Annotated in this window: 13 protein-coding genes; 6 read left to right on the top strand and 7 right to left on the bottom strand. The window is 75.3% G+C overall.

The genetic code is table 11. The annotated features are described in order from the left end of the window. Window positions 1–67 precede the first annotated feature (67 nt). The 5 genes from ACH443_RS09825 to ACH443_RS09805 all read right to left on the bottom strand — a co-directional run bounded on the left by ACH443_RS09825 (window position 68) and on the right by ACH443_RS09805 (window position 5,975). Complete coding sequence (locus ACH443_RS09825) at window positions 68–1,345, bottom strand: FAD-binding protein (RefSeq protein ID WP_429765312.1); 1,278 nt, start codon at window positions 1,343–1,345, stop codon at window positions 68–70. A 48-nt stretch (window positions 1,346–1,393) separates the two neighbouring features. Then, window positions 1,394–2,545, bottom strand: a complete 1,152-nt coding sequence (locus ACH443_RS09820) for a winged helix DNA-binding domain-containing protein (protein ID WP_430590187.1) — start codon at window positions 2,543–2,545, stop codon at window positions 1,394–1,396. 4 nt (window positions 2,546–2,549) lie between these two features. After that, window positions 2,550–2,918: an STAS domain-containing protein gene (locus ACH443_RS09815; protein WP_429765309.1), complete on the bottom strand. Its 369-nt coding sequence runs from the start codon at window positions 2,916–2,918 to the stop codon at window positions 2,550–2,552. A gap of 121 nt (window positions 2,919–3,039) precedes the next feature. After that, window positions 3,040–3,600, bottom strand: a complete 561-nt coding sequence (locus ACH443_RS09810; protein WP_429765308.1) for an aminoacyl-tRNA deacylase — start codon at window positions 3,598–3,600, stop codon at window positions 3,040–3,042. Beyond that, window positions 3,597–5,975: a PASTA domain-containing protein gene (locus tag ACH443_RS09805; protein ID WP_430590186.1), complete on the bottom strand. Its 2,379-nt coding sequence runs from the start codon at window positions 5,973–5,975 to the stop codon at window positions 3,597–3,599. The genes ACH443_RS09810 and ACH443_RS09805 overlap by 4 nt, the downstream gene beginning before the upstream one ends. A gap of 224 nt (window positions 5,976–6,199) precedes the next feature. On the opposite strand from ACH443_RS09805, the gene ACH443_RS09800 reads away from it, so the two are divergent. The 3 genes from ACH443_RS09800 to ACH443_RS09790 all read left to right on the top strand — a co-directional run bounded on the left by ACH443_RS09800 (window position 6,200) and on the right by ACH443_RS09790 (window position 9,380). After that, a complete protein-coding gene (locus tag ACH443_RS09800; protein ID WP_430590185.1) occupies window positions 6,200–6,976 on the top strand; it encodes a LamB/YcsF family protein in 777 nt (258 codons plus the stop codon). Window positions 6,977–6,978: 2 nt separating this feature from the next. Further along, the gene (locus ACH443_RS09795) at window positions 6,979–8,724 is read left to right on the top strand and encodes a carboxyltransferase domain-containing protein (protein ID WP_430590184.1); all 1,746 of its coding nucleotides are present in this window, start codon (window positions 6,979–6,981) and stop codon (window positions 8,722–8,724) included. A gap of 116 nt (window positions 8,725–8,840) precedes the next feature. Next, on the top strand, window positions 8,841–9,380 hold the full coding sequence (locus tag ACH443_RS09790; RefSeq protein WP_430590183.1) for a DUF4822 domain-containing protein: 540 nt from the start codon (window positions 8,841–8,843) through the stop codon (window positions 9,378–9,380). Window positions 9,381–9,446: 66 nt separating this feature from the next. Here ACH443_RS09790 and ACH443_RS09785 read toward each other — a convergent pair whose 3' ends face one another. Then, window positions 9,447–10,175, bottom strand: coding sequence for a TetR/AcrR family transcriptional regulator (locus tag ACH443_RS09785; protein ID WP_430590182.1), 729 nt, complete (start codon window positions 10,173–10,175; stop codon window positions 9,447–9,449). Between the two features lie 122 nt (window positions 10,176–10,297). On the opposite strand from ACH443_RS09785, the gene ACH443_RS09780 reads away from it, so the two are divergent. Further along, window positions 10,298–11,485 (top strand): FAD-dependent monooxygenase, encoded by a 1,188-nt coding sequence (locus tag ACH443_RS09780; protein WP_429765298.1) that lies wholly within the window; start codon window positions 10,298–10,300, stop codon window positions 11,483–11,485. Window positions 11,486–11,494: 9 nt separating this feature from the next. Here ACH443_RS09780 and ACH443_RS09775 read toward each other — a convergent pair whose 3' ends face one another. Beyond that, window positions 11,495–12,238: a class I SAM-dependent methyltransferase gene (locus tag ACH443_RS09775; RefSeq protein WP_430590181.1), complete on the bottom strand. Its 744-nt coding sequence runs from the start codon at window positions 12,236–12,238 to the stop codon at window positions 11,495–11,497. A 308-nt stretch (window positions 12,239–12,546) separates the two neighbouring features. Here ACH443_RS09775 and ACH443_RS09770 point away from each other — a divergent pair, with 308 nt between their 5' ends. Next, on the top strand, window positions 12,547–12,636 hold the full coding sequence (locus ACH443_RS09770) for a potassium-transporting ATPase subunit F (RefSeq protein WP_429734823.1): 90 nt from the start codon (window positions 12,547–12,549) through the stop codon (window positions 12,634–12,636). After that, complete coding sequence (gene kdpA / locus ACH443_RS09765) at window positions 12,636–14,309, top strand: potassium-transporting ATPase subunit KdpA (RefSeq protein ID WP_430590180.1); 1,674 nt, start codon at window positions 12,636–12,638, stop codon at window positions 14,307–14,309. The genes ACH443_RS09770 and kdpA overlap by 1 nt, the downstream gene beginning before the upstream one ends.

Genomic DNA, 14,309 nt, shown 5'->3' with positions numbered 1-14,309 from the left:
CACAGACCGATGCTGCCCGACCGCCCGGTCCGTGGCCAGCCCTCGCCGCGGCGGGTCCCCGCCGGGGTCAGCCCGCGAGCAGGCGACCCACCAGCCCGCCGTGCAGGCGGCCGTCGGGGTCGAACCGCGCGGCCAGGCGCCGGAAGTCGTCGAACCGGGGGAACAGCGCCGCCGTCGTCGGTGCGTCCAGCGTGCTGACCTTGCCCCAGTGCGGCCGCGCCCCGAGGGGCACCAGCGCCTGCTCGACGGCGGGCAGCACGGCCCGCACGTCGTCCTCGCGCGGCACCCACGTGAAGTGGAAGCCCACCGACGGCTCGTCGAACGGGCTCAGCCACAGGTCGTCGGCCGCGACGGTGCGGATCTCGCTGGTCTGCAGCAGCGGCGCGACCGTCGGGCCGAGGCGGCGCATCGCCTCGATCGCCGCGACGGCGTGGCGGCGCGGCAGCAGGTACTCCGACTGCACCTCGTCGCCGTTCGACGGCGTGAACTCGAGCTTGAAGTGGCTCAGCCGCTCGTGCCACGGGCCGTCCACGCCGAGCTGCTCGGTGCACGCCGACGGGTCGACGCCCGGCAGCGGGTGGACGGCCACGTCCGACCAGCGCAGGACGTCGGGGGCGAGCCCTCGGACCTCGGGCCGGTCGGCGCGGGCCACGGACTTGAACCACACGTGCCGCACGGCCGGCTCGTCCCAGCTCGTGAAGGCGCTCACCGAGTACGCCGCCGAGGTGATGGCGTCGAAGCTCGCGAGGTACGTGTCCCACGGGACGTCCGCCGCGACGTCCTGCCGCACCACGTACGCCGGGACGGTGCGCAGCTCGACGCGCGTCACGACGCCCAGCGCCCCGAGCGACACGACCGTGCCGGGGAAGACGTCGGGGTCGCTGTCGCGGGTGATGCGCCGCAGCTCGCCGCCCGGCGTCATGATCTCCAGACCCTCGACCGCGCTCGCGAGGCTCTGGTTCGCGTCGCCGGAGCCGTGCGTGGCCGTGGCGACCGCTCCCGCCACGGAGATGTGCGGCAGGGACGCCAGGTTGCCCAGCGCGCGGCCGGTCGCGTGCAGGGCACGGGACACCTCGCCGTAGCGCAGGCCCGCGTTCACGGACACGACGTCGCCCTCGTCCCCGCCGTCCGGCGTCAGCGGCTCCACCGCGGGCCGGCCGTCGTCGAGCCCGTCCACCTGGACGTGCACGCCGTCCGTGTCGGCGACGTCGTTGAACGAGTGGCGCGACCCCAGCGCGCGCACCGGGCCGCCGGCGGTGAGCACGTCGGCGAGCTCCTCCAGCGACGCGGGGCGCACGACGGAGCGTGCGGAGTACGTGAGGTTCCCGGCCCAGTTGAGATGCACGGGACCACCCTGCCATCCGGGCAGCAGGTTCGGCGGCCCGGTCCAGGTTCAGCCCCGGTACGCGTCGAGGTCGGCGACCGCCGCGTCCAGTGCGGCGCGCTCGGCAGGGGTCGGGTCGCGCAGCCACTGCACGTCGACGCCGCCCCGCCCGGCGCCCGCCGGCCAGCGCCAGCGTCCCGCCACCACGCCGTCCACCGCCACGCAGTGCACGAACGCGCCGGACCGGTCCGGCGGCGGCAGCGCCGGGTCGAGGACGACGTGGCGCGTCTCCCGGTAGGAGATCAGCAGCTCGTCGTAGGCCTGGAGCAGGTCGACGACGGGATCGTCGTCGACGCCGTCGCCCCCGCCGTCGCCACCACCGAGCCAGCGGTCCGCCGTCGCGGCGGTCGCGACGAGGACGAGGCCCTCGAGGTCCCCCGTGCCCGCGACCTGGACGACCTCGCCCGCCTCGGTGAGGGCGGCCAGCACGGGCCTGAGGTCGCGGACGGTGACGTCGGCCCACAGCCGCAGGTCGTTGAGGGTCGCGAAGCCGCGCCCTGGCAGGTAGCGACGCCACAGCTCGACGACGGCGGCCTGGGCGTCGAACCGCTCGCCCAGCGGCCCGTAGCCCGCGGGGACGCGGTCGTCGAAGGTCGCGTACGACTGGTGCTGCAGCTCCTTGCCGGCCGGCGGCGGCCCGCTGATCACGAGGCACCGCAGCTCCGCGTGCATGAGCATCTGGGTGAACGCGAGGCCGGGGGCGTCGGGGTCGAGCACGCCGTGGTCGACCAGCTCGGCCTTGATCTCCGCGCGCGTGCGCGGCCCGTCCGCGACGGCGGCGGCGACGGCCTCCGTGCCGGGGCCCAGGTCGCCGAGGTCCCACGCCCGCTCGGTGGACGCCATGAGCCTCTCGACGCGCGGCGCGCTGAGCTCGAGCAGCCAGCGCGCGTCGCGCGGCCGCACCAGGTGCCAGGTGGGGCGCAGCAGGTGGGTACGCAGCAGCTCGCCGTCGGCGAGCGCCGCGTTGAGGGCGGCGCGGCCGGGGCGCGAGGACGGCGCGACCCGCCGGGAGAGGCCCCACAACGCGGGCTGCAGCTCCTGCCCCTGCACCGCGAGGAGCGCGTCGACGACGGCGGTCGCGTCGGGCAGGCTCTGCCCGCGCAGGCCCGTGGCGGCAAGCCGCGCGGCCCGCACGACGGCGCTGTCGACCTGGACGCTCACCCGGTCAGCCGGCCCGACCGGCGGGCTCCGCCTCCGCCAGGGGGATGCGGCCGCCCATGCCGACCATGTCCAGCACCTCCGCGACCGCCTCGGACGGCTGGTACAGGCTCACGGACGTGCCCGTCTCCTGGCCCAGCATGTACACCTGCAGGATGAACGCGACCCCCGAGGAGTCGATGAACGTGACGTCCCGGGTGTCCACGACGATCGGTTGGGTCGTGCCCCGCGCCGCGAGCGCCGCCATCGCGTCGCTCGCCGCCTCGCGCAGCGCCGCGTCGACCTCGCCCCACAGGGTGAGGACGGTGGCCTCGTCGGTGGTCCGGGACGCGATCCCCGAGCTCGGCAGGGGTTCGCTGCTGCTGTCGATGTCCATGTGGTCGAGTTGCTCCCGTGCGTGGGGCCGTGCGGCCTGGGGACGCTGTCTGCGTCCTCTCCGTACAGCGAACGGCCCGCGTCGAGTGTTCCCCCGTCAGGCGGATTCGTCCAGCATCCGGTCAGTCCTGGCGGGTCGACGCCGGACCGGCCGGCGTCGCGCGGGCGGGCCCCGCCGGTCCAGGGTGGTCCAGGTCGGTGACGTCCGCGACCCGGGCGTCGAGGACGCGAGCAAGGTCACCTCCGTCGATCGTCGCCGAGACCCCGTGCCCGCCGCCCCCGACGGACACCGGCCCCGCCTCCGCGATGCGCGAGTCCGCGACCACCGGCCAGGCCGTGAGCGAGCCGAACGGCGTGATGGTGCCGCGCTCGTACCCGGTGACGTCGCGCGCCACCTCCTTGTCAGGCATCGACAGCCGGGACACCCCCAGCAGCGAGCGCAGCCGCGGCCACGCGATCGTGCGGTCGCCCGGCACCAGCACGAAGAGGAAGTCGCCGTCCCCGCGGCGCACCACGATCGTCTTGACCACCTGCGCCGGCGTGACGCCCCGCGCGGCCGCGGCCTCCGCGAGCGAGCGCACCGGGCCGTGCCGCACGATGTCGAACGCGACGCCCGACGCCTCCAGCGCCTCGCGCGTCCGCCGCTCGCCGGGGGTCTCTGCGGGCGGCGCGGGGGGCGTCACTCGGGACCCGTCGACACGACGAGCGTCACGGTCGACCCCGACGGCAGGGTCTCCTCCGTGCCCGACTCCCTCCGGACGACCACGCCTTCCGGCTGGTCGTCGCTCGGTTCCTCGACGACCTCCACGACGAAGCCGGCGTCCTTCAGACGCTGCACGGCCACGGCCTGCTCCTCGCCGACGACGCCCGGCACCTCGACCTGCTCCGGCTCCTCGGGTCCCGACGACACGACCACGCGCACGGCTGCGCCGCGGTCCACCGGTGTCCCGGCACCGGGCTCGGTCCGGATGACGTGGCCCTCGTCGACCGTGTCGCTGTGCTCCTCGACGACTTCCGGGGCGAGGCCGACGTCCTGCAGCGCCCGCTTGGCGGAGCCCGCGTCGCCCTCGACCGCCGGCACCTTCACCTGCGCCGGACCGCTCGAGACGACGATCGTCACGGTGGCGCCGCGGTCCACGCTGGAGCCCGCGACCGGGTCCGTTCCGACGACGTCGCCCTCACGCACCGCGTCGCTGGCCCGCGTCGCGACGCGCTTCGCCGGCACCAGGCCGGCGTCGGTCAGGGCCTGCCGTGCACCCGCCTCGTCCTTGCCGGCGACCTTCGGCACCGCCACCTGCTGCGACGCCTGCTCCGGGCCGCTCGAGACGACGAGGGTGACCGTGGAGCCGGTCCGGACCTTCGTGCCCGCATGCCGGGTCGTCACGACCGTGCCCTCGGGGACGTCGTCGTCCGCGCGCGTCACGGTCGTCACCTCGAGTCCCAGCGCCTGCAGCTTCTTCTTCGCTGCAGCGAGGCTCTGGCCGGCGACGTCGGGCACCGTGACCTTCGCGGGCGTGGCGGGCCGATCGGACGAGTCGCCTCCCTTGCCCGGGTCCGTGGTCCCGCCGTAGGACGTGGAGCCGGGCTTCTTGCCGCCCTTCTCGACCGCCCCGTCCTTCGCCGTGCCGCCCGCGGACTTCGTGCCCTTCCCGTCGTTGCCGTCCTTCGCGTCCTTGGCGTTCTTGTCGGCACGCTCGGCCGGGGCCGTCGGCCCGCCGCCGCCCGCGACGTCGTCGGCCTTCCACGCCCGGTCGGGGATGGGGCCGGCGGCGAAGAACTCGAAGTGCCACGGCTCGGGCTTCGAGCCGGTGGAGCGCGCCCAGGACGGGTTGTCCCAGCCGTAGTCCGGCCCGTGCACGCGCATCCACGCGTGCTCGGCGGACGTGAAGGTGGAGATCGGGTAGCCCAGGTCGACGGCGAGGCCCCAGCCGTGGTTCGACGTGCCCGGCGTCGCCGCCAGCCAGCCCTTGGTGGCCTTGACGCGGATCTGCAGCTCCAGCGAGCGGTACGAGTCGGTCATCGGGATGGGCACCCCGAACTCCTTCTCGTACTCCTTGCTGAGCGCGGAGAGCTGCTCCGCGGCGTCGCAGCGCAGCATGTGCCCGGGCGCGAAGTCGAGCGGGCACAGCGCCGACGCCGGGATGCGCCCGTTGGCGTAGCCCGCCGTGCTCCGACCGTAGCGGTCGACCACCTCGAGCAGGCTCGCCGTCAGCGTGGCGCGCGCCGCGACCGCCCCGTCCGCCCCTGCCGGCAGGATGCCCGCCTCGAGGGTCGTGGTCGCCGGGTCCAGCAGCGTCGCCAGGCGCGTGGCCGCGACGACGAGGTCGTCGAACGTCACCTCGTCGCCGTCGTGCCCGCTCTGGTCCGCGGCCTGCTCGTCCGGTTGCACGGCGTCCAGCTGCACGGCGTCCGGCTGCACGGGATCAGGCTGCTCGGCGCCGGACCGCTCCCCCGTGGCCACAGGGTCGGGCTCGTCGGCGGGGTCGATCGCGGCGGGGTCCGTCGCGATCTGGCGCGCGACGGCCACGGCCCGCGGCTCGTCGGCGGGCGCCGAGGGCGCGACCTCAGGAGTCTGCTCGGCGGGCCCGGTCACGTCGGGCTCGGTCGCGGGGGCCGGGAGCACGGGCGAGGGCACCTCGGCGTCCGCGGCCGCGAAGGGGCGGTCGGACGACCTGGCGGACTGCTGCGCGAGGTACGTGCTGAGCAGCATGCCGAGCTCGGCGGCGGCCTGGTCCACCGCGGGCGTCACCTTCCGGCCGGCGTCCTGGCCGGCGAGCTCCGCGCGCTCGAGGACGCCCAGCACCTCCTGGAGCGTCGTCGGGCCGGTCGACTCCGGCGTCCCGACCACGCCCACGGAGACGCCCTCGCCCACCGGGCTGCCGGCTCCGACGTCGGGGGTGTGCTGGTCGGCGGCGAGGGTCTGGAGGCGGCCGTCGTTCCACGGGAGGCCCGCCACGGGGGCCGCGAGAAACCCCGCCGCGACCACGCACGTCGTCGTCGCCGTCGCGAGCAGCCTGCCGACACGCGCGCCCCGTCCGGTGTCCCTCGGAGACCTCACGACGACGAACCTCCTACATCGGCACTGCTCAGGCGCTCGGATCCTGCCACACCTCGGCGTCGTCGTGTGACACAGGCGACAGGACCGTCCCTTCACTGTGCGGCACGCGCCACGCTCCTGCCACCCCTGCGACGAGAGTTCACGCGACGCTCATCCGCACACCATGACCGGAGCGCCTTGATACGCCCCCGCCCGCAGGGGACGTCGCGCGGCAGACTGGACGCATGACCACCGTCGACCTCAACAGCGACCTCGGCGAGGGGTTCGGACGCTGGACCCTCGGCGACGACGAGGCGATGCTCGACGTCGTCTCGTCGGCGAACGTGGCGTGCGGCTTCCACGCCGGCGACCCGGCGTCGATCCGTCGCACGGTGGGCCTGGCCGCCGCCCGCGGCGTCGCCGTCGGGGCGCACGTCGGCTACCGCGACCTCGCGGGCTTCGGGCGCCGCGACATCGACGTCCCGTCGGCCGAGCTGCGGGCCGACGTCGTCTACCAGGTCGGCGCGCTGCAGGCTCTCGCCGCCACCGAGGGCACCCGCGTCACCTACGTGAAGCCGCACGGCGCCCTGTACAACCGGGCGGCCGTGGACCGGCGCGTGGCGGACGACGTCGCCGCCGCTCTCGCCTCCGTCGACCCGTCCCTCGTGCTGCTCGGGCTGCCCGGCACCCTCTCCCTCGCCGCCGCCGAGGCCGCGGGCCTGGCCACCGCGGCCGAGGCGTTCGCCGACCGCGCCTACACGCCTGCCGGCACGCTGGTGCCCCGCGGCGAGCCGGGCGCCGTCCTGCACGACCCGGACGTCGTGGCCCGGCGGATGCTGCGGCTCGTCACCGAGGGCGTGGTCGAGGCCGTCGACGGCAGCGTGGTGCGCGTGGCCGCCGACTCCGTGTGCGTGCACGGCGACACGCCCGGCGCGGTCGCGATGGCCCGCCGGGTACGCGCGGCGTTCGACGACGCGGGCGTCACCCTCGCCGCGTTCGCCCCGGCGACGTCGAGGGCCTGAGCGTGGGCGGGCCTGAGCGCGTCCCGCCCGTGCGTGTCTTCTCCCTGCGTGTCCTGCCCGTGCGCGACGACGCCCTGCTCGTCGAGGTCGACGACCTCGCGCAGGCCCTGGCGCTCCACGCGTCCCTGCGCGACGACCCCGTGACGGGCGTCGGGCAGCCCGTGCCCGGCGCGCGCACGCTGCTGGTGCCGTTCGACCCGTGGCGACTGCCCGCGGCCCGTCTCGCGGACGAGCTGCGCGCTCGGGCGGCCGCGGCCGGCCGCGCCGCCGACGAGGGGGCCGGGGAGGCTGCGGGAGCAAGCCTCGTCGAGATCCCCACCGTGTACGACGGCGAGGACCTGGCGGACGTCGCACGCCTGCTCGCGTGCAGCCCGGAGGAGGTGGTGCGGCGGCACGCGGGGGCGTCGTGGGTGGTGGGCTTCGTCGGCTTCGCCCCCGGGTTCGCGTACCTGACCGGGGACGACGAGACGCTGGTCGTGCCGCGGCGGGAGTCGCCGCGCACCCGGGTGCCCGCGGGCTCGGTGGCGCTCGCCGGGCCGTACTCGGGCGTCTACCCGCGCTCCAGCCCGGGCGGGTGGCAGCTCGTCGGTCGGACCGACGTCGTCACCTGGGACGCCGACCGCGACCCTCCCGCCCCGTGGGCCCCCGGCGACCGGGTGCGGTTCACGGCCGTGCGCGCGGCGGCCCGCGGCGCCGGGCTCGCTCACGACGGCAGTTCGGGCCCGGCGCGGCAGTCCGAGCTGCCGCCGCGAACCGAGACTGCCGCGCCCACGACGTCGGGCAGGGGTCTGGAGGTGCTGGAGGTCGTGACGCCCGGGCTGCAGGCGCTGGTGCAGGACCTCGGCCGACCCGGGCTGGCGCACCTCGGCGTGTCCGCGTCCGGCGCGGCCGACCCGCGCAGCCTGCGCGCCGCGAACCGCGCGGTGGGCAACCCGGTCGGGGCGGCCGCCGTCGAGGCCGTGGGCGGCGGGCTGCGGCTGCGCGCCCGCACCGACGCCGTCGTCGCGCTCGCCGGGGCGGACGCGGACGCCGTCGTGCACCGCGGCGGCGACCCGGACGACGCCCGCCGCGCACCCCTGGCACGGGCGTTCCGCCTGCGCGCCGGCGACGAGCTCGCGCTGGCCGCCCCCGCCCGCGGCCGGCGGACGTACGTCGCCGTCCGCGGAGGCGTCGCCGCGCCGCCCGTCCTCGGCTCCCGCGCCACCGACACCCTCGCCCACCTGGGCCCCGCCCCCCTCGCCCCCGGCACCCCCCTGCGTGGTGAGCGCGATCTCGGGGCCTGTTCGCGACCGAAGAGTCCCCGGAGTCTTGCTCACCACGTCCTGGCGGTGGCGGTGGACGACGTCGGGGCGCCGGACGTCGCGGCGCTGACCGCGCCGGGAGAGGTCACGACGCTCCCCGTCGTGCTCGGCCCGCACGACGACTGGTTCGCGGACCCTGCCGCGCTCGTCGACCAGGAGTGGCGGGTGACCGACCGTTCTGACCGGGTGGGGCTGCGGCTGGACGGAGCACCCCTGACCCGGGCGGCCGGCGCGCAGGGGCGCGAGCTGCCCAGCGAGGGCTGCGTGACCGGCGCGCTGCAGGTGCCGCCGGACGGCCTGCCGGTGCTGTTCGGCGTCGACCACCCGCTCACCGGCGGCTACCCGGTGGTCGCGTCCGTGGCGTCGACGCACCTGTGGCTGCTCGGCCAGCTGCCGCCGGGGGCGCTGCTGCGGTTCGTGCCGGTCGCGCCTCATCCGTTCGGCTGACTTCCGGCGAGCCCGGCAGGCGATGTGGCGGTCCGGTGCCCGGAACCACGATGGATCCGACGCACCGACACGCCGGGACACCCACCGCCGTCCCGGGCACGAGGGAAGGACACCCCATGAAGCTCACGACGTCGACGAAGCCCGCCACGATCGCCGTCTCGGCCCTGATCGCGCTGGGGGCGCTCACCGCCTGCAGCACGGGCGAGGCCGACGCCGCGGCCGGTTCCGGGACCTCCGCCACACAGGAGGCCGCGGCGGCCGACGTGGCGCAGACGCCGTCCGACGTGCTCGCGTCGACCGCGTGGGAGACCACCGGCGCGACCGACGCCGAGGGTGACGACGTCCCGCTCGACGACGACGACGTGAGCGCCTTCGTCGGCTGGGCGTACTTCGACGCCGCCGGCACGTTCACCATGTACGACCTCGACGACAGCCCGAAGATGCAGGGCGACTGGACGGTCGACGAGGAGGGCACGACCCGCCACATCGTCGCGAAGGACGACGCCGGCGAGGTGCAGTTCGAGCGCGACTCGGACATCGTCACGCTCACCGACGAGGAGTTCACCTACCGCGTGTTCCCCGAGGAGGGGAACACCGACGTGTACTACGACATCGTGCACACCCCGACCGACCACGAGGAGCCGGCCGCGTCCTGAGCCGCCGGCCTCCCGGCGAGCGCCCACCCTCCCCGGGGAGCGGGCGCTCCGTCGTCGCGGCTCCGGTCAGGCGCGCTCGGCCGCGAGCGCCGCGACGCCGGCGACCACGCGCGCGACGCCGAACCGCAGGGCGTCGTCGCGGTCGCCCGGCTCGGCGTCGGAGAAGGCCGCCACGGTGAGCGGGTAGTCGTCCGCGTGCTCGGCGAGGACGGGCCCGAGCCGGGCGGTGAGATCGGCCTCCGGCGACGCGCCGCGCGGCTGCTGGCGCACGAGCGACATCACGTGACCGACCAGGAGCGCGAGCGTGTCGAGCCTCTCCGCGCCGGTGAGCGGCAGGTCCCCGAACGCCGCAAGGCCGGCCTCGAACCAGGCGAGCTCGACGGGGCCGGGCACGTGCGGCCGCTGCGCGAGCTCGACCGACCAGGGCCGCGCGAGCGCCCGCGCGTGGACGCTGCCGGCCCAGTCCGTCAGGGCGGCCCGCCAGTCCGCCCCCGTCGCCGCGGACGGCGCGGCCCCGAGCGCGGCGTCGAGCAGGAGCGCGTCCAGCTCGACGCGGCCCGGCACGTAGCGGTACAGCGCCATCTTGGTGGTGCCGAGGCGTGCGGCGACGGCCTGCATCGTCACCGCGTCGAGCCCGTGGACGTCGGCGATCTCCGTGGCCGCGGCCACGATGCCGTCGACACTGAAGCGCGGCTTGGGCCCGCGGCGGGCCGGCGTCGCGCGCCGCCACAGCAGCGCGACGACGTCGTCGGTACTCGTCGCGCCCGTCCCGGCCCCCCGATGGTCGGCGCCCATCGCTCCCCCTGCCTCCGGCGGCTGCCGGTCTCGCGCGCCCTGAAGTATTTGCGTCCATCGTACGCGGATGCTTACTGTGTCTCTGGGACGCAATTAAGCCTCGGTCACCGAAGGAGCAGTCCATGTCCACCTCGAAGATCCTCGTCTCCGGCGCGAGCATCGCCGGGCCCGCGCTCGTCCGCTGGCTCGGCCGCAACGGCTTCGACGTCACCGTCGTCGAGAAGGCCCCCGCGCTCCGGCCCGGCGGCCAGGCCGTCGACTTCAAGGGCCGCACCCACCGCGACGTCCTGGACCGCATGGGGATCCTCGACGACGTGCGCGCCCGCCAGACCCCGCGGACCGACTGGCGCATGGTCGACGCCCGCGACCGGGTCCGCGCCGTGATCCCGGGCGAGTTCGTCGGCGGCGACCTGGAGGTCCTGCGCGGCGACCTCGCCGCCGTCCTGCACGAGCACACCGCCCGCGACGCCGAGTACGTCTTCGGCGACGAGATCGTGGGCGCGACCGAGACGACGGACGGCGTGCAGGTCGCGTTCGCACACCGGCCGAGCGAGCGGTTCGACCTGGTGGTGGGCGCCGACGGCGTGCACTCCGCCGTGCGGCGGCTCGCGTTCGGCCCGGAGGAGCAGCTCGTCGAGTCGCTCGGGTACTGCTACGCCGTCGCCGACGCCGCGGCGCCGCTCGACGGGCTGGAGACCCGGCGCCCCGACGGCCGCGCCGTCGCCTACGGGTACAACGAGCCCGGCCGGCTCGCGCTGCTCGGCGGGCAGAAGGCGCCGAGCCTGTTCGTCTTCCGCGCGCCGGGCGGCGGGGCACCGTACGACCGCCACGACGCCGCGTCCCAGCGGGCGTTCCTCGAGGCCGCCTTCGCCGGCGCCGGCTGGCGCGTGCCCGCCGCGCTCGACGCCGTCCGCCGGGCCGACGACCTCTACCTCGACGCCCTCGCGCGCACCCGGATGACGTCGTTCACGCGCGGGCGGTTCGCGCTGGTCGGCGACTCGGGGCACGCCAACACCCTCGGCGGCTTCGGGACGGGCCTGTCCCTCGTCGCCGCCTACGTCCTCGCCGGCGAGCTCGTGGCGGCGCGCGGCGACCACGAGACCGCGTTCGCGGCCTACGACCGGCGGATGCGCAAGCCCACCCGGGTCGCGCGGACCGGCAACGCGGGGCCGTTCCTGGCACCGCCGACGAACGCGCGCATCCGGATGCGCGACCGGACCTTCACCACGCGGTGGATGTACCGCTCCATGCTGTGGATGACGGACGTGTTCGCGACCGACACCAACGTCCCGGCGTACGCCCTGCGCTGAGCGCCGCGCTCAGACCCGGCGCGCCAGCAGGCTGAACGCGTTCGGGACGCGGCCGTCCCAGGCGACGGCGTCGATGCCGTCGGGGCGCCAGAACGGGTCGGGGTGCTCCTCGAGGTGCTCGATCTCGAACCCGCCGCGCAGGCAGTCCATGACGGTCTCGGCGAGCGTGCGCTGCCGCTCCACCGCCCCGTGGCCGGGGAACGTGTCGTTGACGTGCGACGCCTCGAAGTACCCCCGGTCAGGGCGCACGCGGAGCTCGTCGGCGTCCCACGCCCACAGCGGCACCAGCGGGTGGGCCTCGTAGACGTAGAACCGCCCGCCCGGGCGCAGCAGGCGGCGCACCTCGGCGAGGAAGGCGGGCAGGTCCGCGACCCAGATGAGCGCGCCCTTGCCGGTGTAGACGAGGTCGGCGCACGCGTCGTCGAGGCCGCTGTCCGGCAGCGTCGCGCGGGTGTACCGGCAGGGCACGCCGAGCTCGTCGGCCCGGCGCTGCGCGCTCTCCACCGGCGCCGGGCTGTAGTCCAGGCCGTGCACGGACCGCGCGCCCAGCCGCGCCAGGGCGACGTCGTCCAGGCCGTGGCCGCTCATCGGGTGCACGACGTCGGCGCCCCGGACCAGCTCCCCGATCGCGGCGACCTCCGCGGGCAGCAGCCGGGTGGTCCTGGCCTGCGCGAGGTGCTCGTCGTACTCGTCGCTGTACTTGCGCGAGGCGACGGCCCACGCGGCCCGGGTGTCGTCGTCGACGGAGTCCATGCGGGGCAGCCTGGCACGGCCGACCGCCGCCACGCGCCGGTTTTTCCGAGGTGGCGGGGCCACGCCCGTAGGGCTTCCGTCAGGGTGCGCCCCGGCGCCGTATGGATCCCGTGAGGACGGGGTACACGGGCTTCCGGCGGGTGTTGCATCGTCGTCGGCACCCGGGAAGGGCGCCCGGCCCGACCTTCTCCGGAGGCCGGCCGTCGGAATCGAAGTGGGGACGTGCTGGTGCTTGACGTCGTCTACGTGCTGGGCGTGATCGCCCTGTTCGCGCTGGTCGCCGGGATCGGGAAGGCGGTGGAGAAGCTGTGATCGTCGTCGAGCTCCTCGCCGCCGCTCTCGGCGTGGCCGCGCTGGTCTACCTCGTGGTGGCCCTCGTGAAGCCGGAGAAGTTCTGATGGGCTGGGTCGGGGCGGTCCTCGCGCTCGGGACCGTCGCCCTCGTCCTCGCGGTCGTCCACCGGTCGTTCGGCGACTACATGGCGACCGTGTACACCACCCCTCGCGACTGGCGCGTCGAGCGGGGCCTGTACCGGCTGCTGGGCGTCGACCCGCGCTCCGGGCAGACGTGGCAGGCGTATGCGCGCGGCGTCCTGACCTTCTCCCTCGCCGGGCTGCTGCTCGTCTACGCCCTGCAGCGCACGCAGCAGTGGCTGCCGTACTCGCTGGGGCTGCCCGCCGTCGCGCCGGACCTGTCGTTCAACACGGCCGCGTCGTTCGTGGGAAACACGAACTGGCAGTCGTACTCGCCCGAGCAGACCGTCGGCTACACGGTGCAGCTCGTCGGGCTCGCGGTGCAGAACTTCGTCTCCGCGGCGGTCGGCATGGCCGTCGCCGTGGCGCTGGTGCGCGGGTTCGCGCACCGCCGCACGGGGACGATCGGCAACTTCTGGGTCGACCTGGTCCGGGGCTCGCTGCGCATCCTGCTGCCGCTCTCGGTGGTGGGCGCGGTGGTGCTGATGATCGGTGGCGTCGTGCAGAACTTCGACGGCTTCACCGACGTCACGACCGTGGCCGGCGGCGCGCAGAGCATCCCCGGCGGGCCGGTGGCGTCGCAGGAGGCCATCAAGCTGCTCGGCACCAACGGCGGCGGGTTCTTCAACGCGAACTCGGCCCACCCGTTCGAGAACCCGACGGCGTGGACGAACGTCGTCGAGGTGCTCCTCATGCTGGCCGTCCCGTTCTCGCTGCCGCGCACGTTCGGCCGGATGGTGGGCGACCTGCGGCAGGGGTACGCGATCCTCGCGGCGATGGGCGTGATCTTCGTGGCGTCGTTCGCCGCGCTGACGGCGCTCGAGTCCGCCGGGAGCGGCACCGCCCCGCAGCTCGCGGGCGGCGCCATGGAGGGCAAGGAGGCGCGGTTCGGCATCGTCGGGACCACGCTCTTCGCGACCACCAGCACGACGACGTCGACCGGCGCCGTGAACGCGATGCACGACTCGTTCACCGCGCTGGGCGGGATGATCCCGATGCTCAACATGATGCTCGGCGAGGTCGCGCCCGGCGGCGTCGGGTCGGGCCTCTACGGCATGCTCGTGCTGGCCGTCATCGCGGTGTTCGTCGCCGGCCTGCTGGTGGGCCGCACGCCCGAGTACCTGGGCAAGAAGATCGGGCCCCGCGAGATCAAGCTCGCCAGCCTCTACATCCTCGTCACCCCGACGCTCGTGCTGGCGGGCACCGCGCTCAGCTTCGCGATCCCGGCGGTGCGCGAGAGCGTCGTCTCGACGACGATCTGGAACCCGGGTGTGCACGGCATGTCCGAGGTCCTGTACGCCTTCACGTCCGCGGCCAACAACAACGGCTCGGCCTTCGCCGGCATCACGGCGAACACGCCCTGGATGAACACGGCGCTCGGCGTCGCGATCCTGCTCGGGCGCTTCGTGCCGATCGTGCTCGTGCTTGCCCTGGCCGGGTCGCTCGCCCGGCAGGACAAGGTGCCCGCCACCGCGGGGACGCTGCCCACGCACCGCCCGCAGTTCGTCGGGCTGCTCGTCGGGGTCGTCGTCATCCTCACCGCGCTCACCTACTTCCCCGTTCTCGCGCTGGGTCCCCTGGCGGAAGGGCTCGTGTAA

It is taken from the genome of Isoptericola sp. NPDC019571 (assembly GCF_044389385.1).
Classification (GTDB): Bacteria; Actinomycetota; Actinomycetes; order Actinomycetales; family Cellulomonadaceae; genus Isoptericola; species Isoptericola nanjingensis.
The sequence above is the reverse complement of the archived record's forward strand: the minus strand, read 5'-3'. Positions and strand labels throughout refer to the sequence as shown.